A 21,677-nucleotide genomic window follows, 5' to 3' on the forward strand; every position below is an offset into this window, starting at 1 on the left:
AAAGTGATAATGAGGACGAATGTGTAAGGAGGGAAATTGCCATCATCGGACCCCTGCTCAATGATTTAAGCAGAGGGGAGAAAAAAGGTGGAGAGTCGATCTGTAAGCCGGGTTCTGTCTTGAACAGTCATTCGTCTACGATGGCCATCACTGGACATCTTTAGCAACCTACCCGGTCCCAGCGCGGGCCACGCCTTGGGACCCTATTTGGTCTTGCTCCAAGTGGGGTTTACCTAGCCACGAACTGTTGCCAGACGTGCGGTGCGCTCTTACCGCACCTTTTCACCCTTACCGGCGCCGAAGCGCTTAGGCGGTTATTTTCTGTGGCACTTTCCGTAGGCTCACGCCTCCCAGGCATTACCTGGCACTTCGCCCTATGGAGCCCGGACTTTCCTCCCCCCCCTAATTTTCATAGAGGGCAGCGACTGTCCGATCGACTCTCCGCCGCGAAGGTTACCGGCAGAGCGCCCGAAGAACAAGCGTTAAGCGCCGTTGCGCACGCCGGTGCGTCGGGTTTTACTCGCCCTTTTGTTTATCCAGCGCAATCTGATACAGCACATTCTTGCGTTCGCCGGTAATTTGCGCCGCCAACGCCGCGGCACGCTTGAGCGGCATTTCTTCGAGCAACAGATCGAGGATACGCATCGCTTCACTGCTGACCGCGCCCTCCTCCTCGGGGGCCGTCCAACCCGCCACCAACACCACGCACTCGCCGCGCTGTTGATTACTGTCCGACTCGACGAACTCGCGCAACTCGGCCAGCGGCAAGCCCTTGAACGTTTCGAACGTCTTGGTCAGCTCCCGCGCCAGCAACGCCGGGCGTTCGGCACCGAACACCAGTTCCATGTCCTGCAGGCATTCGAGGATACGGTGCGGCGCCTCGTAGAAAATCAGCGTACGCGGCTCTTCCTTGACGAGTTCAAGACGCGCGCGTCGCCCCACCGCCTTGGCCGGCAGGAAGCCTTCAAAGATGAAACGGTCCGACGGCAAACCCGCCGCCGACAGGGCCGCAATCAACGCACAGGCCCCCGGCACAGGCACAACATTGATGCCCGCCGCACGCGCCTGGCGAACCAGGTGATAACCCGGATCGGAGATCAGCGGCGTACCGGCATCGGAAATCAACGCGACATCGTCACCCGCGAGCAGGCGGGTGATAAAGCGGCTACCTTCATCGCGCTCGTTGTGTTCATGACAGGCAGCCAGGGGCGTGGGAATGCCGAAATGCTGCATCAGGCGCTGGGAGTGGCGGGTGTCTTCAGCGGCAATCAAGGCCACCTCACGCAATATTTTCAGCGCCCGGGCACTGATATCGTCCAGGTTGCCGATGGGCGTCGCCACCACATAAAGCGAGCCAGCAGCGGAATTCAAAGCACCTGGAGCAGTCAAAGCGCACACCTCATGATCGATAAAACGGCCATTGTAGCGCGTAGCGACGTTCGCGATACGGGCAAGCAACACCCGCTTTTGCAGGCTTTTGTAGCGCACGGCAACATTTACACCAGCTAAATTGATCGTTTCTTACCAGCAACATCGCGCCCCGGCCAGTGCTTGGGTACAATTCCACGCTAATTTGATCGAGTATCAGGAACACTACATGATCGCTTGCCTGCGGCTGTTCTCTGCCCTATGCCTCGCTGCCTTGCTGGCGGCTTGCGCCAGCTCGCCCTCCTCCAGCCTTGGCGAACTTCCACGGACCCCGGATGCCAGCATCGAGCAACTGCTCGAAAAGGCCGCCCAAAGCAAAACGCCGGAAGACGCGGCACTGCTACGCCTGAGCGCAGCCGACCTGGCCTATCATCAGGGCAATGCCGGCCAGTCCGCGCAGATCCTGCAACAGGTGCCCGTTGAAACACTCAAGCCAGGCCAACAGATCTTCGCCAACACCCTGGCGGCTGAACTGGCCATGACCCGCAACCAGCCGAAAGCCGCGCTGACCGCCTTGAGCCACCCGAGCTTCCAGCGCCTGGGCGAAATGCCGGAAGAGCAACAGGTCCGCACCGGCACCGTTCGCGCCCGCGCCCTTGAAGCCGATGGCCAGACCCTGGCCGCGGCAAAGGAACGCATTTTTATCGCACCGATGTTGAGCGGTGAAGCGGCGAGCAAAAACCACGAGGCCATCTGGACCCTGATCGCTTCGCTGCCGACCGAGCAATTGCAGCCGACCACCGACGACGATCTTGGCGGCTGGATGGCCCTGGCACTGGCGGTAAAAACCGCTGGCACTCTTGAACAGCAGCAGGCGGCGATCGACAACTGGCGCGCCCAGAACCCGAAACACCCGGCCGCCCGCCAGCTGCCGCTGCCACTGACCAACCTCAAGGACCTGGCCAGCCAGCCCCTGAATAAAATCGCCCTGCTGCTGCCGCAGGACGGCCCGCTGGCGTCGGTCGGCAAGGCATTGCGCGAAGGCTTCATGGCCGCCCACTACCAGGCACAACAGTCCGGACAGAAACCGCCGGCCATCGAGTTCTACGACAGCTCGCGCCTGACCTCGCTCGACGAGTTCTATCGCAAGGCCCAGGCCGATGGCGTGCAACTGGTGGTAGGTCCGCTGGAAAAACCCTTGGTCAAACAGCTGAGCGCCCTCCCGCAGCTGCCGATCACTACCCTGGCCCTGAACTACAGCGAAGGTGCTCAAGGTCCGGCCCAGCTGTTCCAGTTTGGCCTGGCCGCTGAAGACGAAGCCCGCGAAGTCTCCCGCCGCGCTCGCGCCGACGGCCTGCACCGCGCCGCCATCATGGTACCGAAAGGCGAATGGGGCGACCGCGTACTCAAGGCGTTCAGCCAGGACTGGCAAGCCAATGGCGGCAGCATCGTCGCCACCGAGCGTGTCGACCAGCCGGTACAACTGGCCCAGCAAATTGCCGACATGTTCCAGCTGCGCCAGAGCGAAGGTCGCGCCAAGAGCCTGCAAAGCACCGTTGGCTCGCAGGTAGCCGCCCAGCCGTCGCGTCGCCAGGACATCGAGTTCATTTTCCTCGCTGCCACGCCGCAACAGGCCCAGCAGATCAAGCCGACCCTGAACTTCCAGTACGCCGGTGACGTTCCGGTCTACGCCACGTCCCACGTCTTCAGCGCCAGCGGCGACGTCAACCAGTACAACGACATGAATGGCGTGCGCTTCTGCGAAACCCCATGGCTGCTGGACGCCAACGATCCGTTGCGCCGCCAGGTCACCGCGCAATGGCCTCAAGCGGGCGGCAGCCTGGGCCGTTTGTACGCCATGGGCGTGGACGCCTACAGCCTGGCACCCCGCCTGGGCCAGCTCAAGGCCCTGCCGGACAGCCGTATCGAAGGTCAATCGGGCAGCCTGAGCATGACCCAGAACCAGCGCGTAGTGCGCGAGCTGCCGTGGGCGCAGTTCGTCAATGGCCAGGTTCAACGCCTGCCGAACACCCCACGCTGATGCCTGAAAGGTCACGCCAGCAATGCGGTAAAGATGCCGAGCGCCATGCGCTCGAGCATCTTCAGCGACAAGGCCTGCAGCTACTGGCGCAGAACTGGTTGTGTAAACGCGGCGAGCTTGATCTGGTCATGCTGGAGGGCGATACAGTAGTATTCGTTGAAGTTCGCTACAGAAAAAACACTCAATGGGGTGGCGCGCTCGATAGCATCGATGAGCGCAAACGGCAAAAACTGATTTTTGCCGCGCAATATTTTCTTCAGCGTGAGTCGCGCTGGGCCAACGCCCCTTGCCGCTTCGACGTGGTTGCGATCGACAGCGACCTCGATCAGTTGAACTGGTTGCAAAATGCCTTCGACAGCTGATTGCCTACGCCCCGAACCGGACACCACCACTCAACAATTTTGCTCTTTGCTTTGCGGGCTGCACATTCACGTGCCGGACAGCCGCGCTCATTAAGGTCACACAGATGGACATGCAATCCCGAATTCGCCAGCTTTTTCAGGCCAGTATCGACACCAAGCAACAGGCGATGGAAGTACTTGCACCGCACATCGAGCAAGCCAGCCAGGTGATGGTCAACGCCTTGCTCAACGAGGGCAAGATGCTTTCCTGCGGCAACGGCGGCTCTGCCGGTGACGCACAGCACTTCTCGTCCGAGCTGCTCAACCGCTTCGAACGTGAACGCCCGAGCCTGCCAGCCATTGCGCTGACCACCGACAGCTCGACGATCACCTCGATCGCCAACGACTACAGCTACAACGAAATCTTCTCCAAACAGATCCGTGCACTCGGTCAGCCGGGCGACGTACTGCTGGCGATTTCCACCAGCGGCAACTCGGCCAACATAATTCAAGCGATCCAGGCCGCACATGATCGCGAAATGATTGTCGTAGCATTGACCGGTCGCGATGGCGGCGGCATGGCGTCGCTGCTTTTGCCCGAGGACGTCGAGATTCGCGTTCCGGCCAACGTCACCGCACGTATCCAGGAAGTCCACCTGCTGGCGATCCATTGCCTTTGCGATTTGATCGACAGCCAACTGTTCGGGAGTGAAGAATGACCCCTAATCGCCTCGGCCTACTGGCCCTGACCCTATGCCTCGGCATCAGCGGCTGCACCTCGGTGGTCAATGCCAGCCGTGAAGCACCGATTGAAGATGACCGTGGCACCCGCACTTTCGGCAGCAAGATCGACGACTCATTGATCGACACCAAGGTCGGCGTGAACATCGCCAAGGCCGATCCGGCCCTGGACAACGACTCGCACATCGTCGTCACCAGCTTCAACGGCGTCGTACTGCTCGCCGGGCAAACCCCGCGTGCCGACCTCAAGGCCAAGGCCGAACAGGCTGCTGCCGCTGTTCAGCGGGTCAAGACGGTGCATAACGAACTGCAGGTGCTGCCACCTTCCGGCTTCCTTGCCCGCCAGAACGACACCTGGCTGACCTCCAAGATCAAGACCCAGATGCTCACCGACCCGAACATCCCTGGCTCGCGCATCAAGGTGGTGACCGAGAACGGCATCGTTTACCTGCTGGGGTTGTTGACCAAGCAGGAAGCTGCACAGGCGACCAACCTGGTGCAGGGGGTTTCCGGGGTGCAGAAGATCGTCAAATTGTTTGAATACATCGACTGATCTTTGTTTGTCGGGGATGGCGACGCTGGAACGCCATCGACCTGTAGGAGCCGGCTTGCCGGCGAAGGCGTCATTGAACATTGCGCTGGTCTTTCGACCGCTTTCGCCGGCAAGCCGGCTCCAACAGTGAAATAAAAAGGGCGATCCTTGCGGATCGCCCTTTTTTTATTTCACCACCTTCAAGCTGGGCCTTCCGCTTGGCCGCGGCGGCTCGCTGTCCGGAGGCGGGATATCGTCATCCGGCTCGATCTCTTCCTCGTCCTCCAGGGGCGACTCCAGATCGAACACCATGCCCTGACCATTCTCCCGAGCGTAGATGCCCAGGATCGATGCGATAGGCACGTACAGGGTATGCGGCACCCCACCGAAGCGGCCTTCGAAGCTCACCGCCTCGTTGTCCATGTGCAAATGACGCACGGCCTGTGGCGATACGTTCAGGACGATCTGGCCATCACTGGCAAAACCTTGCGGCACCTGCACCGAGGGATACTCGGAATTGACCAGCATGTGCGGGGTGCAATCGTTATCAACAATCCACTCGTAGAGCGCACGGACCAGATAAGGTCGACTGGAGTTCATAGCGGCTCCTTAAGCCTTAGCGCATGTCGCGTTCGACACCAGACAGACTCGCCTGGAAAGCCTCACGCGCAAACTGGCGCTCCATGTAATCAAGCAGCGGCTTGGCTGGCCGCGGCAGTTCTATACCCAGAATCGGCAATCGCCAGAGTATTGGCAATAGGCAGCAATCCACCAGGCTTTGTTCCTCACTGAGGAAAAATGGCTTGTCGGCAAACAGCGGCGACACGCCTGTCAGGCTTTCACGCAGCTCTTTACGCGCCACGGCGCGCGCTGCTTCCTTGGTCCGCGAATCCAGGATCAGATCCACCAGACCACACCAGTCACGCTGAATACGATGAATCAGCAAACGACTGTTGGCACGCGCCACCGGATAGACCGGCAACAGCGGCGGATGTGGGTAACGCTCATCCAGATATTCCATCACCACCGTAGACTCCCACAACGCCAGGTCACGATCGACCAGCGTCGGCAAGCTGCCGTAAGGGTTCACTTCGATCAGTTTAGGCGGCTGGCGACCAGCCTCAACGTAAATGATCTCAGCGCTGACACCCTTCTCTGCCAGTACGATTCGCACTCGGTGGGAATAGTGGTCGGCGGGGTCGGAGTAACAGGCCAACCGATTGGTCACGCCCATGGCGATCCTCCTCGCTTGTTGAAATTATCGGAAGCGGAAAAACGAGCGCGCCCAGAGGGCGCCTCCCGTAACGCCTGGTTCACCAGGCTCGTTACACCTTCAGAGGCGCCCTTGGGCGCGCGCGATTAACAGCAATTGCTTGAAGCTTTATCAGTGCACATCTTTCCAGTATTCGCGCTTGAGCAGATAAGCGAATACGAAGAAGAACGCCAGGTACAGCAATACGTACGTACCGATGCGCTGATGTTGCAACTTAACCGGGTTAGCCGAGTAAGCCAGGAAGGTTACCAGATTCTTGACCTTCTCATCGAACTGCTCTTCGGTCAGGGCGCCACTCTTCGGCACGATGGTCAGCTGATCGCACGCTTCATGGGTCAGCGGCGTACCGGTCAGCGGATCATATTGCTTCTTGCCGTCCTCGACGATCTGCACCTGCTTGCAACCGACGACCTGACGACCCTGCAGGCCGACCAGTACGTTAGGCATGCCGACGTTCGGGAAGACCTTGTTGTTCACACCCCAAGGGCGCGACGGGTCTTCATAGAACGACTTCAGGTAACCGTAGAGCCAATCGGTGCCACGAACACGAGCGACCAGGGTCAGGTCGGGCGGCGCCGCACCGAACCAGGTCTTGGCGTCAGCCGGCTGCATGCCGATGTTCATGTGATCGCCAATCTTGGCGCCGGTGAACACCAGCTTGTCGAGCATCAACTCGTGCGGAATGCCAAGGTCATCGGCAACACGCTCGTAACGCTGGAACTTGGCGCTGTGGCAGCCCATGCAATAGTTGGCGAACGTACGCGCGCCATCCTGCATCGCCGCCTTGTCGGCCACGTCGATGTCGACTTTTTCCAGCTCGGGGCCACCGTGTTCTGCTGCGAAAGCGAACACCGGCAGGGCAGCAAGCATCAATACAGCAAATAGTTTTTTCATCAGCCAGTCACCCTTTCCGGAACCGGTTTGGTCTTCTCGAGCCTGGTGTAGAACGGCATCAGAATGAAGTAGGCGAAGTACAGGAAGGTACATACCTGCGACAGCAGCGTACGGCCTGGCGTCGGCGCCAGGACACCCAGCACGCCCAGGATCACGAACGAAATGCAGAATACCCAGAGCCAGATCTTGCTCATCCAGCCCTTGTAGCGCATCGACTTGACCGGGCTACGGTCCAGCCACGGCAGGACGAACAGCACGGCGATGGCCGCACCCATGGCGATTACACCCAGGAGCTTGTCCGGAACCGCACGCAAGATCGCGTAGAAGGGCGTGAAGTACCAGACCGGAGCGATGTGCTCTGGGGTCTTGAACGCGTTCGCCACTTCAAAGTTCGGCTTCTCGAGGAAGTAGCCGCCCATTTCCGGGAAGAAGAACACGATCGAGCAGAAGATGAACAGGAACACCACCACGCCGACGATATCTTTCACGGTGTAGTACGGGTGGAACGCGATACCGTCCAGCGGCACGCCGTTTTCGTCCTTGTATTTCTTGATGTCGACGCCGTCCGGGTTGTTCGAACCGACTTCGTGCAAGGCCAGGACGTGCAGCACCACCAGGCCGAGAATCACGATCGGCAAGGCCACCACGTGCAGGGCGAAGAAGCGGTTCAGGGTGATCCCGGAAATCAGGTAGTCACCACGGATCCACTGGGTCAGGTCGTTGCCGATGACCGGGATCGCACCGAACAGCGAGATAATCACCTGGGCGCCCCAGTAGGACATCTGGCCCCAAGGCAGCAGGTAGCCCATGAAGGCCTCGGCCATCAGCGCCAGGTAGATCAGCATGCCGAACACCCACACCAGCTCGCGCGGCTTCTGGTACGAACCGTAGAGCAAGCCACGGAACATGTGGAGATAGACCACGATGAAGAACGCCGAAGCGCCGGTGGAGTGCAGCAGGCGCAGGATCGAGCCGTACTCGACGTCGCGCATGATGTACTCGACGGAAGCAAAGGCCTCTTCCGCCGAAGGGGTGTAGCTCATGGTCAGCCAGACACCGGTAACGATCTGGTTGACCAGGACGAGCAGCGCCAGGGAGCCAAAGAAATAGAAGAAGTTGAAGTTTTTCGGAGCGTAATACTTGCTGAGATGGTCTTCCCACATCTTGGTGGCGGGAAAGCGCGCATCAACCCAATCCATGAACTTGCTCATCACGCTTTCTCCGTATCGACGCCAACGACGATGATGTCATCGGTCTCATAGGAATGCGGGGGAACTGGCAGGTTCAAAGGCGCAGGTTGCGACTTGTAGACGCGGCCAGCCAGGTCGTAGTGGGAGCCGTGGCAAGGACAGAAATAGCCACCTACCCAATCCTTGCCCAAATCGGCGGGAGCGACTTCGGGACGGAAGGTCGGCGAGCACCCCAGGTGCGTGCAGATACCGATCAGCAGCAGGACCTCAGGCTTGATCGAACGGGTTTCCGGATCAACATAGGTTGGTTGAGTCGAGTTCTTGGAGGTCGGGTCAGACAACTGACCCTCGATCTTCTTCAGATTCCCCAGGATTTCCGGCGTACGGCGGACGATGAATACCGGCTGGCCGCGCCACTCAGCAATCATCTGCTGGCCTGGCTCGATCTTGCTGACATTCACTTTCACCGGTGCACCTGCGGCTTTCGCCTTGGCACTGGGAAACCATGACCCCACGAACGGGACCGCAGCCCCCACCGCTCCTGCAGCACCCACCACGGATGTGGCTGCTACCAAGAAGCGACGCCGGCCTGCATTCACGCCGTCATTGCTCATTCAGTCCTCTCCCATCAGCTTTGTGGCCTGTTAAATCAGGCATCTACTAAGTAAAACTCTGTACTTATAAAAATTTTGCCGAATGGTAATGAAAAGCCCCAATTCTGACAAGGTAATTACCCCGAGGCACCACTGCCAAGCCTTGGAGTATAGGGGCTCTGCTGATGTGGCAAGTTGTCACAGCGCAATTCTTTGAGAAAATCACAGGCACAAAAAAACGCCCAGCTCCGTGAGGAAACTGGGCGTTCTTTTTTGAACGTGGAAGCGAATTAACGCTTCGAGTACTGCGGACGCTTACGCGCTTTACGCAGACCAACTTTCTTACGTTCAACTTCACGTGCATCGCGGGTTACGAAGCCGGCTTTACGCAGAGCGCTGCGCAGAGTTTCGTCGTAGTCCATCAGAGCGCGGGTGATGCCGTGGCGGATTGCGCCAGCTTGACCACTCACACCACCGCCGATCACGGTGACGTAGATGTCGAACTTCTCGACAGTCTCAGTCAATTCCAGCGGCTGACGAACTACCATGCGGGCAGTTTCGCGGCCGAAGAAATTATCCAGCGAACGGTTGTTGATGGAGATGTTACCAGTACCCGGACGCAGGAAAACGCGTGCGGTTGCGGTCTTGCGACGGCCAGTGCCGTAATTTTGAGTCGCCGACATAATGAACTATTCCGTTAAATCTTCAGTTCTTGGGGCTGCTGAGCAGTATGAGGGTGTGCAGCGCCCGCATAGACTTTCAGCTTACGGTACATGTCGCGACCCAGCGGGTTCTTAGGCAGCATGCCTTTGACCGCGGTCTCGATCACGCGCTCAGGGGCCTTGGCGATCAGCTTTTCAAAGTTGATCGACTTGATGCCGCCCGGGAAACCGGAGTGGGAGTAGTACATTTTGTCAGTGGTTTTAGCGCCGGTAACACGGATCTGCTCGGCGTTGATTACGACGATGTAGTCGCCGGTGTCAACGTGAGGAGTGTACTCAGGCTTGTGCTTGCCACGCAGACGGCTCGCGATTTCGGTGGCCAGACGACCCAGGGTCTGACCAGCAGCGTCGACGACAAACCAGTCGCGCTTTACTGTTTCCGGTTTAGCAGTAAAAGTTTTCATTCTTTATAGCCTCAGGGGCCGCCCTGTAAATTAGACGGCGGATCTTACTGAATAGTGCGTACTTTGACAAGTCAAAGGCAGCCGGATACAGACGCTTTCGGGGGCTCGGGTCGGCGCGTCCGTTCAACGGCAAGATTCTTCGGCGGCGGCGCATCACTTCCACTGCAGAAAGAGGTGCGCAATTATGCAGATTGCGAAAAATAATTCAACCTGCTTTTATGATTGTTTTGCCCAGGGGAGCACCCGATGGACTATCGCCAGCTAGGCCGAACCAACCTGAACGTGAGCGCAATCTGCCTCGGCACCATGACCTGGGGCGAGCAAAACAGCGAGGCAGACGCCTTCGCCCAAATCGAGCGAGCCAAGGACGCCGGGATCAACTTCATCGATACCGCCGAAATGTACCCGGTGCCGCCCAAGGCCGAAACCTATGCCACCACCGAGCGCTACATCGGCAATTACTTCAAAAGTCGCGGTGACCGTGCCGACTGGATCCTCGCCAGCAAGATCGCCGGCCCGGGCAACACCATCGACTACATCCGCGACAAGAACCTGCGACACAATCGCCAGCACATCACCGAGGCCGTGGATGCCAGCCTCCAGCGCCTGCAGACCGACTACATTGACCTGTACCAGCTGCACTGGCCGGAGCGCAGCACCAATTTCTTCGGGCAGTTGGGCTACAAGCACCAGACCGAAGCCAACCTGACGCCCCTGGAGGACACCCTCGAGGCGCTGGACGAACAGGTCCGGGCCGGCAAGATCCGCCACATCGGCCTGTCCAACGAAACGCCGTGGGGCACCATGCGGTTCCTGGCCCTGGCCGAGCAACACGGCTGGCCGCGCGCGGTGTCGATCCAGAACCCCTACAACCTGCTCAACCGCAGCTTCGAGGTCGGCCTGGCGGAAATCGCCATCCGCGAACAGTGCGGCCTGCTCGCCTATTCGCCGCTGGCGTTCGGTTTCCTGTCAGGCAAGTACGAAGGTGGGGCGCGCCCGCCAAAAGGCCGTCTGAGCCTCTACAGCCGCTTCAGCCGCTATTTCAACCCACAGTCGGAAGCGGCCTGCAGCCGTTACGTCGCTCTGGCCCGTGAGCACGGCCTGGACCCGGCGCAAATGGCCCTGGCATTTGTGACGCAACAGCCGTTCGTGACCAGCAACATTATCGGCGCCACGACACTGGAGCAACTGGACAGCAACATTGCCAGTTTTGATCTGAAGTTGTCGGAGGAAGTACTGGAAGGGATCGAGGCGATCCACAAGGATCACCCGAATCCTGCGCCATAACCCGCACCTGTAGGAGCGAGCTTGCTCGCGAAAAACCTGAGCACACCGCAGGGTGTCAGGCTTTCAGCGTTATCGTTGACGCCCATCGCGAGCAAGCTCGCTCCTACAATGACCTGGCAATTATCTCCTTCATGATTTCATTGGTCCCCGCATAAATCCGCTGCACCCGCGCATCCGCCCACGCCCGGGCGATCGGGTACTCCCACATGAAACCGTAGCCGCCATGCAACTGCACGCACTCGTCGAGCACCTTGCATTGCAGGTCCGTGCCCCAATACTTGGCCATCGCAGCCGTCGGCACATCGAGCTTGCCTTGCAGGTGCAACTCCAGGCAGCGGTCGACAAAGACCCGGCCGATCTGGATCTCGGTCGCCATCTCGGCGAGCTTGAACCGGGTGTTCTGGAAGTCGGCAATCGCCTTGCCGAACGCCTTGCGCTCGCGGGTGTAGTCCAGTGTCCATTGCAACGCCGCCTCGGCTGAAGCCAGGCCGCCGATGGCGACGGTGAGGCGCTCCTGCGGCAACTCCTGCATCAAATACGCGAAGCCCATCCCGGCCTGACCCAGCAGGTTTTCCTTGGGCACCCGCACGTCCTGGAAGAACAGTTCCGAAGTGTCCTGGGCTTTCATGCCGACCTTTTCCAGGCGCTTGCCCTTATCGAAGCCGGGCGTATCGGCCTCCACCAGGAACAGGCTGGTGCCCTTCGCGCCCGCCTTAGGATCGGTCTTGGCGACGACGATCACCAGGTCGGCGAGGAAGCCGTTGGTGATGAAGGTCTTCGAGCCGTTGATTACGTACTCGTCGCCATCGAGCACGGCGGTGGTCTTCACCCCTTGCAGGTCGGAACCGGCGCCGGGCTCGGTCATGGCGATGGCACTGACCATCTCGCCAGACACCAGTTTCGGCAGGTATTTGTGTTTCAGCGTTTCACTGCCGTAATGCAGGATGTAGGGCGCAACGATGTCCGAATGCAGGGAGAAACCGATACCGGTCAGCCCCAGGCGCCCCACCTCTTCGATGACCACCGCGCTGTACAGGAAGTCTGCCCCCAGCCCGCCGTACTGCTCCGGCAGATGCGAGCACAACATCCCCGCCTCCCCTGCCTTGTTCCAGAGTTGACGATCGATATAGCCCTGTTTTTCCCATTGCCCGTGGTACGGCACTGCTTCTTTTTCGAGGAACGTTCGCACACTGTCGCGAAAAAGTTCGTGCTCGGAACTGAACAAGGTTCTGGGAATCATGCGGCACCCTTTTCTTTGTTGTTAGAAGGATTGGACCTTCAGAGACTATGCCTCGTGTCCGATACAGGACACTGGACACATCCGACAAAAAATAAGACGATCCAGCCGTCTGGTGACCACTTTCCCCTATAAGAATAAAGTTGAATTATGTCTAACCAAGCCTCCACGCCTCTACGGCGCGTCAGCATCCTGGCCATTGACCGGGTTTTCGCTTCCACCCTCATGCAGGCCAAGGATTTCTTCCACCTCGCCAGCCTGCGCTACGGCAAACAACTGGGCCACGGCCTGACTCCCGCGTTCGAAACCCGACTGGTCAGCCCCGACGGCAAACCGGTCAACACCTTCAGCGACGTGATGATCCCGGTGGATGGCGGCCTGGAAAATGCCGACATCATCGTCATCCCCGCGTTCTGGGACGATTTCGATACCCTGAGCAAACGTTATCCACAGGTCCTGCCCTGGCTGCGCCAGCAACATGCGCGGGGCGCCGTACTGTGCGGCGAGGCCACCGGCGTGTTCTGGCTTGCCGAAGCCGGCCTGCTCAATGGCAAGGAGGCGACCACCTACTGGCGCTTCTTCAATGCCTTTGCAGAGCGTTTCCCGAAGGTCCAGCTCAATCAGGACAAGCACCTGACCGACGCCGACAACCTGTATTGCGCCGGCGGCACCACCTCGGCATGCGACCTGTACATCTACCTGATCGAACGCTTCTGCGGCGCCAACGTTTCCCAGGCCGTGGCGCGCGACATCCTCTATGAAGTGCAACGCAGCTACTCGCCGGGAAGAATCGGCTTCGGCGGGCAAAAGCTGCACCAGGACGTGATCATCCTGCAGATCCAGCACTGGCTCGAGGAACACTTCGCCGACAAATTCCGCTTCGAAGACGTCGCCCGCGAACACGGCATGAGCATCCGCAACTTCATGCGTCGCTTTCAGACCGCAACCGGCGACAAGCCGCTGCACTACCTGCAGCGACTGCGCATCGAAACCGCCAAAGGCCTGCTGTCCGGCAGCCGCAAGAGCATCAAGACCATCAGTTACGAAGTCGGCTACGACGACGCGAGTTTCTTCGCACGCCTGTTCCGCCAGCACACGGAGTTGTCGCCGAACCAGTATCGGCAGCAGTTTCAGCAAGCAGCTTGAGCCAATGTAGGAGCTGCCGCAGGCTGCGATCTTTTGATTTTCAAGATCAAAAGATCGCAGCCTGCGGCAGCTCCTACAGAGGGATCTTCAGTGCATAAAAAAGGCCTGCATTTGCAGGCCTTTTCAATTTTACGAATCGCCTTACGGCTTGTGCGCGCGCGCGAGGAATTCGTGGGATTGCATTTCCAGCAGGCGACTCAGGGTTCGCTGGAACTCGAAGTTCAGGCGGCCGCCGGTGTACAGATCCTTGAGTTCGACTTCGGCAGAAATGATCAGCTTGACGTTGCGATCGTAGAACTCGTCGACCATGTTGATGAAGCGTCGGGCGATGTCGTCGGTGGTGACGCTCATCTGCTCGACACCGCTGAGCAACACGGCGTGGAAGATCTTGCCCAGTTCGATGTAGTCGTTCTGGCTGCGCGGGCCGTCGCACAGTTCGCGGAAGTCGAACCAGGCCACGTCGTCACAAGTGCGCAGGGCACGGATCTCGCGATTCTCGATCATCAGCACGTCGTTTTCGATCGCTGCCGTGCATTCCGGCGTCAGTGCGCGGAAGCTCTTGCGCAGGCTTTCGTGGGACGCTTCGTCGAGCGGGAAGTGGAACAGTTCCGCCTGCTCGAGGTGACGCAGGCGATAGTCGACGCCGCTATCGACGTTGACGATCTCGGTGTTCTGCTTGATCAGGGCGATGGCCGGCAGGAAGCGCGCACGTTGCAGGCCATCCTTGTACAGGCCGTCCGGCACGATGTTCGACGTTGCGACCAGGGTCACGCCGTTCTTGAACAGCTCTTCCATCAAGGTGCCGAGAATCATGGCGTCGGTGATGTCGGAGACGAAGAACTCATCGAAGCAGATCACCCGGGCTTCGGTAGAGAAGCGCTTGGCAATGATGGTCAGCGGGTTTTTCTCGCCGCCCAGGGTCTTCATTTCTTCATGCACGCGCTTCATGAAGCGGTGGAAGTGGGTGCGGGACTTTTCCTTGAACGGCAGCGCTTCGAAGAAGGTGTCGACCAGGTACGTCTTGCCGCGACCCACGCCGCCCCAGAAGTACAGGCCCTTGACCGGTGCCTGATCCTTCTTGCCAAACAGTTTGCCCAGCAGGCCCGGCTTGTTCTGCTCGGCCGCGACCAGATCGTCGTACAGGCGCTGCAGATGGCGCACGGCAGTTTCCTGCGCGGCATCATGGAAGAATTCCGGGCGTTTCAGATCAGCTTGATATCGTTCTAGGGGCGTCATAATTCGTTAGCAAGGCAACAAAAACGGGCCGTCACTGTAGCGATGGCCCGTGAGAATGGCAATCAGCCCTTGGTCGGGCCGAGCCGTTGATTATTCCTGAACTGGCGTCAGCGCGATGCGCAATGCCTCGATCGCCGCATCGCGCGCGGCGCTGTCAGCGAACGCCGGGCTGTCGCCCACGCACTGGCCTTCAAGCCAGACGCTGAAGCCCAGGTCTTCGCTGCGCACGTCCAGTGGCTGGCCCGATTGCAGCTGCTTGGTCACCTGACCGGCGGTTTTACCATCGGCAAAGTGACGCGACAGCAACAATTGCTCGCCATCGGCCGCCAACAGACGGAAGCGGAAACTGCCGTCGTCTTCGCGGAAGCTGACAAAACGTGCAGCCTTCGCCGCTTTCTTCTTCGTGGTTGCGGCCACTTGAGCCTGGGCAACGAAAGAACGCAGACCCACCGCTTCACGCAACTCGTTGAGGAAAGGGGTCGCGACTGCGCGAGCCTTTTTCGCACCGTGCTGCAGGATGTCTTCAAGGTCCGCCGGACGCTCGATCAGCTGGTTGTAACGCTCGCGGGATTCGCCCAATTCGCTGTCCAGCAGTTGGAACAGGCGATTCTTCGCCTCGCCCCAACCCAGGCCCTGCAGCAGATCGCTGCGGAACTCGTCAGCCTGCGCCGGGGTGGCAAACGCCTGGAACAGGGTGAACAGGTGCGAGTTGTCCGGATCCTTTGCCTCGCCCGGTGCACGGGAGTCGGTGACGATACGGGAAATCGCGTCCTTCATTTCCTTGGCGCTGCTGAACAACGGAATGGTGTTGTCGTAGCTCTTCGACATTTTCCGGCCATCCAGGCCCGGCAGCGTGGCCACGCTTTCCTCGATCAGCGCCTCGGGCATGGTGAAGAATTCCTTGCCCTGGCCAAACAGATGGTTGAAGCGCTGGCCGATGTCCCGGGCCATTTCCACGTGCTGGATCTGGTCGCGGCCGACCGGCACCTTGTGCGCGTTGAACATCAGGATGTCCGCGGCCATCAGCACCGGGTAGCTGTACAGGCCCATGGTGATGCCGGCGTCCGGGTCTTCACCGGTCTCGACGTTCTTGTCCACCGAGGCCTTGTAGGCGTGGGCGCGATTGAGCAGGCCCTTGGCGGCCACGCAGGTCAGCAGCCAGGTCAGCTCAGGGATTTCCGGGATGTCGGACTGACGATAGAAGGTCACGCGGTCCACATCCAGGCCACCGGCCAGCCAGGTCGCGGCGATTTCCAGGCGCGAGCGCTGGATGCGCAGCGGGTCATCGCACTTGATCAGGGCGTGGTAGTCGGCCAGGAAGTAGAACGAATCGGCATTGCTGTCACGGCTGGCAAGGATCGCCGGGCGGATGGCGCCTGCGTAGTTGCCCAGGTGCGGCGTGCCGGTGGTGGTGATGCCGGTGAGGATACGGGTACGAGTCGTCATGGGTAATCGCTTGTCAGACTGCAATCAATTCGAGAGACGCGGCAGGATCAGATCCTTGAGATCGGTCAGCTTGCCATGAAAAAAGTGTCCGCATTCTGCCACTTTCAGCAGCTCATGGGGACGTTCAAGCTGGTCGGACCATTGGTAAACCAGCTGTGGATCGATCACTTCGTCGGTTTCCGGCTGGATCAGGGTCAGTTCGCCGTGTTGCGGCAGTGGGTCCTGAGCACCCAGGCGCATGACCGCCGGTGCGACCATGAACAGATGCTTGAGCTGCTCGCCCTGCGCTTCCAGGCGGCCGCCGAGACTTGCAGCAACAAATCCGCCGAAGGAAAACCCGAACAGGGTCAACGGCAATTCCGGGTGTTTGGCGCGAAACCATTCGGCGACAGATTGGGCATCGTCGACTTCACCGGTGCCCATATCGTGAGAGCCTTCGCTGGCACCGACACCACGGTAATTGAAACGCAGGGTGATCAAACCGGCATCGCGCGCAGTGCGCTGCAGGGTCGAGACCACTTTATTGAGCATGGTGCCGCCCTGCACAGGGTTCGGATGGCAGATAAGCGCCAGGCCGCGCGGCTGCTCATTGTCCAGGTACAGCGCTTCCAGTTGGCCGACCGGGCCATCAATCACTACAGGGGTTTCACGCATAAGCAAGGAAGGAACTCCGTGACCTCGAATCGGGTCGACTCGTCTAGCAAATTGTCTGCAACTGTCTATTGCGAGCGAATCGCGGTATACAGCGCAGGTTCGAGCCGTTAACGTAAAGCAAAGCCGTTTATAGAGGAAGGACTCGTGGAACACTCGCTCTTAGTTTGGTTGTTGCCGACTCTTGCCCTGGTTGTGGGTGTCGCCATTGGTTTCCTGATCGCTCGCCTGGCGCCGAATGCCGCGCCTAGCAGCACGCAACGTCAGCTGGACGATATTCAGGAACGTTTCGACAGTTATCAGAACGAGGTGGTGACCCACTTCAACAGCACTGCAACATTGGTCAAGAAACTGACTGCGAGCTATCAGGAAGTGCAGGATCATCTCGCCGAGGGTGCCAACCGCCTGGCCCTGGACGAGCAGACCCGTCAACGCTTGCTGGCCTCCCTGCACGCCGACGCAACGCAGGCTCCACGGGAACGCCTGACACCGCCGCGCAATCAGGAACCGCCGCGCGACTACGCACCCAAAGCCCCGAACGCGCCGGGCATGCTCGATGAGCATTACGGCCTGAAGAAGTAATCAGGTTACAGGTGTGAAAAAGCCCCTGTAGGAGCTGTCGAGTGCAACGAGGCTGCGATCTTTTGATTTTCAGAAGCAAGATCAAAAGATCGCAGCCTGCGGCAGCTCCTACAAAAAAACCGCCCGACCTGTGAAGATCGGGCGGTTTTTTTTACGCCTGACGCTTATGGGTACTGCTGAACGTTGCCTTGTTGCTGGGCACCATACTGCTGGCCTGGAATCGCCTTCAGGTTGACCTCTACCCGGCGGTTCTGCGCCCGGCCATTGACGTCACCGTTGCTGGCGACCGGGTTATCCGGGCCGGCGCCACGGGCGCTCAGGTTGGCACCGCTGACGCCTTGCGAGGTCAGGTAGGTCGCCACGCTCTGGGCGCGACGCTGGGACAGGTCCATGTTGTGCTGGCGGGCACCGGTGCTGTCGGTGTAGCCGACGATTTCGATCTGGTTCTGGTTGAACTCTTTCAGCGAACCGGCCAGGTTGTTCAGCGGCTGATAGAAGCTCGGTGCGATATTCGCCGAATCGGTGGCGAACGTGATGTTGCCTGGCATGATCAGCTTGATCTGGTCGCCTTGACGCTGCACTTCGACACCGGTGTTGGCCATGCTGGCACGCAGCTTTTTCTCCTGCTGGTCGGCGTAGTAGCCGTAACCGGCAGCGGAAGCACCCACGACGGCAGCACCGATCAGCGCGCCCTTGCCACGGTTGTCGTGGTTGATGGCAGCACCGGCCAGTGCGCCTGCGAGAGCTCCGAGGCCACCGTACTTGGCGGTTTTGCTCATGCCCGTGGAGCCGCTATCGGCCTGGCCCTGGCCCTGGCCCTGGCCGTCGTAGGGGTTGGGCGATGCGCAACCGGCCAACAGTGCCACGGCAGTAGCGACAATAATCAAACGAGGCGTGGTGAACATGTAGAGCTCCTACTTTTTTGCATTCTGTGGTGCAACGGACTCAGCATCGGACCCTTGCGGGCGTTGGATCATTTCGACCCGTGAAAATTCCACTTGTTACAAATCAGGCCCGAACAAAAGGGTTCTCGCGCATTTCATCGCCCAACCGGGTGTCCGGACCATGCCCGGCCACCACGGTCGCTCCTTCGTCGAGGGTATACAGGCGCTGTTTGATCGAACGCACGATGGTCGCCTGATCGCCTCCCCACAAATCCGTGCGCCCTACCCCGCGGCGGAACAAGGTGTCCCCTGCAATCAGCAGCTTCGCGTCGGCAAACCAGAAACTCATGGAGCCCGGCGTATGACCCGGTGTGTGCAAGGCCACGCCACAGCCACAGGCCAGCTCTTCATCGTCGGCCAGCCAGCGGTCCGGCGACGGTACCGGCGTGTAGGGCACACCGAACATCTGACATTGCATCTCCAGGTTGTCCCAGAGAAATTGGTCTTCCTTGTGCAAATGCAGGGTGGCGCCGGTTTTTTCCTTCAACTGGCCGGAGGCCAGGAAGTGATCGAGGTGCGCATGGGTGTGAATGATGCTGACCACCTTCAGGCCCAGGGCATCGAGCCGCGCGAGGATCAGTTCGTGATTGCCGCCCGGATCGACCACGATGGCTTTTTTGGTGATCGGGTCGCCGATGATCGTGCAGTTGCACTGCAAGGGACCGACGGGGAAGGTTTCGCGGATCAGCGCAGGTTTGGCAGCGTCCATGGGTGTTCCTGGAAAAAATGGATGGCATATTCTCGCACAGCTCGACGACATCGCCGATGCCACCCATTGCCACTGCCTGATTGCGGAAGCGGACTACAACAAACAAGGAAACGTCTGATTTACGTCTGACAGCCCCGTATAGAACCCTGTGCACGGCATTTTGCCACTCCTCCGTTCCATCGGGAGCAGAAGCAATTTGATCGTAAACAAGGAGTTCTAGCAATGGCAAAGGGATATTTCATTCGCAAGGGTGACAAGACCACCTGCGGTGGCGAGGTGCTGGAGACCGATACCCGCATCATGATGTTTGGCTTCGCCCATGCTCGCGCAGGGGATCCGGTGTCCTGCGGCAAAAACGACGAAACCTACGAAATCGAGGGTGGCATCTCGTTCATGGACAGTCACGGCAGGCTGATGGCGGGCTCGTTGGACAGCCGCAGCAGCTGCCCCTGCAAGGCCGGGTTCATCCCCTCGTTTACTACCGCCACCTACGACTCCAGACAGGATGCTGCGCCGCCAGTCGCAAGGAGTGCCACTCAACAGGCGGCCGCGCCCGTTGCACCCAGCAATCCGGTGACGCCACGACAAAACACTTTCACTTCAGCGCGGGCGCCCACACCAACGCTCAGCGAACGGCCAGGGACGGTCTGCGAGAACCTTTGGCGCGGCTACCAGCAGCGGGTCGAAAACGTCGTAGCACCGGGCGGTAAGCTGATCGCCGACCCGAAGGCGCGCAACAAGGCGATCAATGCCGCCTACGCCCAGCTATGGCGCCACGACCCGCGTTTTCAGTGGGCCGGGCTGGCGGCGTTCGCTTCGAAACAGGTGGGCTGTGGTCTGCTGCACGCGGCTGATTCGGTCGAGAAAATTCAGGCGGAAGAAGAGGCGATACAGCAATTGAGGGACAGTGCCAGACAAGGACTGAGAGGCTTGCTCAGTCCCAGTGAGCGGGAAAAGCGCGCGACCATTCGAGCGTTTGAGCAGCGCCAGCACGAGTACGAAGAGGCCAACCGTGACAACCCGGTATGGGGCTTCACCCACTGGGGTGCCGACCTTCCCTTGTCGCTCTCGCAACGGATGTACCGGTTTGTGTACGAGATGCTGGCGATGGGCAATACCACGCTGTTCCTGGATGTGTATCCGCTGCATGTGTTCTACAAGGAACGGGGGTTGGAGGCGCTGAAGGATTGTCTGGAATCACGTAGCAACATTTATGGGCATGGCCAACATCCAGTGTTGTGGCCGGTCGGGCAGGAAACGCTGAAGTTCGGGACTGACCACGAGGAAATCCTCCTGGCCTTCGAGGCGATCGAGGCGGGCAATATTGCCAAGAGTGTTGAGCATCTAGCCAAGCACGAACAGGTCAACATCCTGCAACCGGCGATGTACGACGACAGCGGTCTGAAATGGTTATTGCGCGGTAACCATGTCTCCTACGTCACTAACATCCCCTCCGGTGCCGCCCAGGCCATCGAGCTGACGCTGGCCAGCCAGTGCCGTCCCATCGAGGACGGACGCACCATTGGTTTTGGCAGCAATCCCTTTGCCAACCTGGCTGACATCGAACGGCGCATGGCCTTTGTGCTCAAAGCCGCGGCGCAGTTTGACGATTTGCTGCACAGCGACCAACGCGACCAGATTGAGCAATCGATTCGGGACATCGCCTGGGGTGGAGGCGTGCGGTGAACCTGATGCAACGCATCGGCTGGCGTCGTGGCGTGTTGGCACTGGCGGTTGCGGTCGTCCTGACGTCAGCCGCGATTCAAGTACTCTCGGGAGAGCCGGAAATCGCCCTGTTGATCGGCGAGCCGTACGAAGCCATGCGCCAGCGCTCCAGCGCAAGCATTGGCCCGGCCGTTCCCGGGCACTCATGGTTCAGTGTTCCGAAATCAGATGCGCGCCTGCGTTTCATTGATCCCCAGTACGGCTTTGTAACGCCTCTGGCCCGTTTTTTCACGGTGATGTTTGATGATGAACATATCCACGGTGTCCGCATGTCCCCACAAATCGAGCCGCTATTACTCGACGACACCCTCAAGGTCGTACTGGATCTGCAAGAGCAATGGCGCAACGCTGGCTGGACCCCCATCAAGGTCGATTACTTCCCTTCATTCGCCGACACTCCTGAGTGGCGAGCCCAATTACGGGACGTGAACAAAGGCGGCAAAACTTATTGGCACGCGTCCAACCGGTATCAAGTGATGTTGATTGTGAATCGATTCAAGGACCAGAAACGGCCCACAGAGGAGCGCTATCTCATCACGCTGTCACTGGCCACGCCATGGACGAACCCTTGACCATACTTCATAACGACGAACGAGCGATTTGCACTGGCGACGC

Annotated in this window: 23 protein-coding genes and 1 other RNA gene; 9 read left to right on the plus strand and 15 right to left on the minus strand. The window is 59.4% G+C overall.

The annotated features are described in order from the left end of the window. Window positions 1–87: 87 nt before the first annotated feature. Both rnpB and rsmI read right to left on the minus strand, forming a co-directional pair. An RNA gene (gene rnpB, locus SOP95_RS09850) (RNase P RNA component class A) lies at window positions 88–441 on the minus strand. Window positions 442–516: 75 nt separating this feature from the next. After that, window positions 517–1,389, minus strand: coding sequence for a 16S rRNA (cytidine(1402)-2'-O)-methyltransferase (gene rsmI, locus SOP95_RS09855; protein WP_323606946.1), 873 nt, complete (start codon window positions 1,387–1,389; stop codon window positions 517–519). A 208-nt stretch (window positions 1,390–1,597) separates the two neighbouring features. Here rsmI and SOP95_RS09860 point away from each other — a divergent pair, with 208 nt between their 5' ends. The 4 genes from SOP95_RS09860 to SOP95_RS09875 all read left to right on the plus strand — a co-directional run bounded on the left by SOP95_RS09860 (window position 1,598) and on the right by SOP95_RS09875 (window position 5,044). Continuing rightward, window positions 1,598–3,409 carry a penicillin-binding protein activator gene (locus SOP95_RS09860; protein ID WP_323606947.1) on the plus strand — a complete coding sequence of 604 codons (1,812 nt, stop codon included), beginning with the start codon at window positions 1,598–1,600 and terminating at the stop codon, window positions 3,407–3,409. Then, window positions 3,409–3,771, plus strand: coding sequence for a YraN family protein (locus SOP95_RS09865; RefSeq protein WP_274074377.1), 363 nt, complete (start codon window positions 3,409–3,411; stop codon window positions 3,769–3,771). The genes SOP95_RS09860 and SOP95_RS09865 overlap by 1 nt, the downstream gene beginning before the upstream one ends. Before the next feature lie 104 nt (window positions 3,772–3,875). Further along, window positions 3,876–4,469 (plus strand): phosphoheptose isomerase, encoded by a 594-nt coding sequence (locus SOP95_RS09870; RefSeq protein ID WP_007972584.1) that lies wholly within the window; start codon window positions 3,876–3,878, stop codon window positions 4,467–4,469. After that, window positions 4,466–5,044: a BON domain-containing protein gene (locus tag SOP95_RS09875; protein ID WP_008147477.1), complete on the plus strand. Its 579-nt coding sequence runs from the start codon at window positions 4,466–4,468 to the stop codon at window positions 5,042–5,044. Before SOP95_RS09870 ends, SOP95_RS09875 begins: the two co-directional genes overlap by 4 nt. A gap of 165 nt (window positions 5,045–5,209) precedes the next feature. On the opposite strand, the gene SOP95_RS09880 is transcribed toward SOP95_RS09875, so the two are convergent. From SOP95_RS09880 to rplM, 7 genes are all read right to left on the minus strand, one after another. Next, window positions 5,210–5,623 carry a ClpXP protease specificity-enhancing factor gene (locus SOP95_RS09880; protein WP_046819002.1) on the minus strand — a complete coding sequence of 138 codons (414 nt, stop codon included), beginning with the start codon at window positions 5,621–5,623 and terminating at the stop codon, window positions 5,210–5,212. Window positions 5,624–5,639: 16 nt separating this feature from the next. Continuing rightward, entirely contained in the window at window positions 5,640–6,257 is a 618-nt protein-coding gene (locus SOP95_RS09885; RefSeq protein ID WP_007972581.1) for a glutathione S-transferase N-terminal domain-containing protein, read from the minus strand. Window positions 6,258–6,407: 150 nt separating this feature from the next. Next, window positions 6,408–7,190: a cytochrome c1 gene (locus SOP95_RS09890; RefSeq protein WP_274074202.1), complete on the minus strand. Its 783-nt coding sequence runs from the start codon at window positions 7,188–7,190 to the stop codon at window positions 6,408–6,410. Next, on the minus strand, window positions 7,190–8,401 hold the full coding sequence (locus SOP95_RS09895; protein WP_008060256.1) for a cytochrome b: 1,212 nt from the start codon (window positions 8,399–8,401) through the stop codon (window positions 7,190–7,192). The genes SOP95_RS09890 and SOP95_RS09895 overlap by 1 nt, the downstream gene beginning before the upstream one ends. Further along, a complete protein-coding gene (petA, locus tag SOP95_RS09900) occupies window positions 8,401–8,994 on the minus strand; it encodes a ubiquinol-cytochrome c reductase iron-sulfur subunit (RefSeq protein WP_274074201.1) in 594 nt (197 codons plus the stop codon). Before petA ends, SOP95_RS09895 begins: the two co-directional genes overlap by 1 nt. A 269-nt stretch (window positions 8,995–9,263) precedes the next feature. Beyond that, window positions 9,264–9,656 (minus strand): 30S ribosomal protein S9, encoded by a 393-nt coding sequence (gene rpsI, locus SOP95_RS09905; RefSeq protein WP_003228056.1) that lies wholly within the window; start codon window positions 9,654–9,656, stop codon window positions 9,264–9,266. Window positions 9,657–9,670: 14 nt separating this feature from the next. After that, complete coding sequence (rplM, locus tag SOP95_RS09910) at window positions 9,671–10,099, minus strand: 50S ribosomal protein L13 (RefSeq protein WP_003228062.1); 429 nt, start codon at window positions 10,097–10,099, stop codon at window positions 9,671–9,673. A gap of 246 nt (window positions 10,100–10,345) precedes the next feature. On the opposite strand from rplM, the gene SOP95_RS09915 reads away from it, so the two are divergent. Beyond that, entirely contained in the window at window positions 10,346–11,386 is a 1,041-nt protein-coding gene (locus SOP95_RS09915; protein WP_323606959.1) for an NADP(H)-dependent aldo-keto reductase, read from the plus strand. A 103-nt stretch (window positions 11,387–11,489) separates the two neighbouring features. Here SOP95_RS09915 and SOP95_RS09925 read toward each other — a convergent pair whose 3' ends face one another. Further along, the gene (locus tag SOP95_RS09925; RefSeq protein WP_274074199.1) at window positions 11,490–12,626 is read right to left on the minus strand and encodes an acyl-CoA dehydrogenase family protein; all 1,137 of its coding nucleotides are present in this window, start codon (window positions 12,624–12,626) and stop codon (window positions 11,490–11,492) included. A gap of 222 nt (window positions 12,627–12,848) precedes the next feature. On the opposite strand from SOP95_RS09925, the gene SOP95_RS09930 reads away from it, so the two are divergent. Continuing rightward, entirely contained in the window at window positions 12,849–13,769 is a 921-nt protein-coding gene (locus tag SOP95_RS09930) for a GlxA family transcriptional regulator (RefSeq protein WP_274074376.1), read from the plus strand. Between the two features lie 141 nt (window positions 13,770–13,910). On the opposite strand, the gene zapE is transcribed toward SOP95_RS09930, so the two are convergent. The 3 genes from zapE to SOP95_RS09945 all read right to left on the minus strand — a co-directional run bounded on the left by zapE (window position 13,911) and on the right by SOP95_RS09945 (window position 17,105). Continuing rightward, window positions 13,911–15,005, minus strand: a complete 1,095-nt coding sequence (gene zapE / locus SOP95_RS09935) for a cell division protein ZapE (RefSeq protein WP_274074198.1) — start codon at window positions 15,003–15,005, stop codon at window positions 13,911–13,913. A 90-nt stretch (window positions 15,006–15,095) separates the two neighbouring features. Next, window positions 15,096–16,451 carry a tryptophan--tRNA ligase gene (locus SOP95_RS09940; protein WP_323606961.1) on the minus strand — a complete coding sequence of 452 codons (1,356 nt, stop codon included), beginning with the start codon at window positions 16,449–16,451 and terminating at the stop codon, window positions 15,096–15,098. Between the two features lie 24 nt (window positions 16,452–16,475). Then, the gene (locus SOP95_RS09945; RefSeq protein WP_274074375.1) at window positions 16,476–17,105 is read right to left on the minus strand and encodes an alpha/beta hydrolase; all 630 of its coding nucleotides are present in this window, start codon (window positions 17,103–17,105) and stop codon (window positions 16,476–16,478) included. A gap of 144 nt (window positions 17,106–17,249) precedes the next feature. On the opposite strand from SOP95_RS09945, the gene SOP95_RS09950 reads away from it, so the two are divergent. Further along, the gene (locus SOP95_RS09950) at window positions 17,250–17,684 is read left to right on the plus strand and encodes a YhcB family protein (protein ID WP_008060245.1); all 435 of its coding nucleotides are present in this window, start codon (window positions 17,250–17,252) and stop codon (window positions 17,682–17,684) included. A gap of 164 nt (window positions 17,685–17,848) precedes the next feature. On the opposite strand, the gene SOP95_RS09955 is transcribed toward SOP95_RS09950, so the two are convergent. Further along, on the minus strand, window positions 17,849–18,589 hold the full coding sequence (locus SOP95_RS09955; protein WP_274074196.1) for an OmpA family protein: 741 nt from the start codon (window positions 18,587–18,589) through the stop codon (window positions 17,849–17,851). A 103-nt stretch (window positions 18,590–18,692) separates the two neighbouring features. After that, window positions 18,693–19,337: an MBL fold metallo-hydrolase gene (locus SOP95_RS09960; protein ID WP_046818992.1), complete on the minus strand. Its 645-nt coding sequence runs from the start codon at window positions 19,335–19,337 to the stop codon at window positions 18,693–18,695. Between the two features lie 222 nt (window positions 19,338–19,559). On the opposite strand from SOP95_RS09960, the gene SOP95_RS09965 reads away from it, so the two are divergent. Then, the gene (locus SOP95_RS09965; RefSeq protein ID WP_323606963.1) at window positions 19,560–21,023 is read left to right on the plus strand and encodes a PAAR domain-containing protein; all 1,464 of its coding nucleotides are present in this window, start codon (window positions 19,560–19,562) and stop codon (window positions 21,021–21,023) included. Then, window positions 21,020–21,634, plus strand: coding sequence for a hypothetical protein (locus tag SOP95_RS09970; protein ID WP_323606964.1), 615 nt, complete (start codon window positions 21,020–21,022; stop codon window positions 21,632–21,634). Before SOP95_RS09965 ends, SOP95_RS09970 begins: the two co-directional genes overlap by 4 nt. Window positions 21,635–21,677: the final 43 nt, after the last annotated feature.

The organism is Pseudomonas sp. YuFO8 (genome assembly GCF_035065025.1).
GTDB classification, from domain to species: domain Bacteria; phylum Pseudomonadota; class Gammaproteobacteria; order Pseudomonadales; family Pseudomonadaceae; genus Aquipseudomonas; species Aquipseudomonas putida_AE.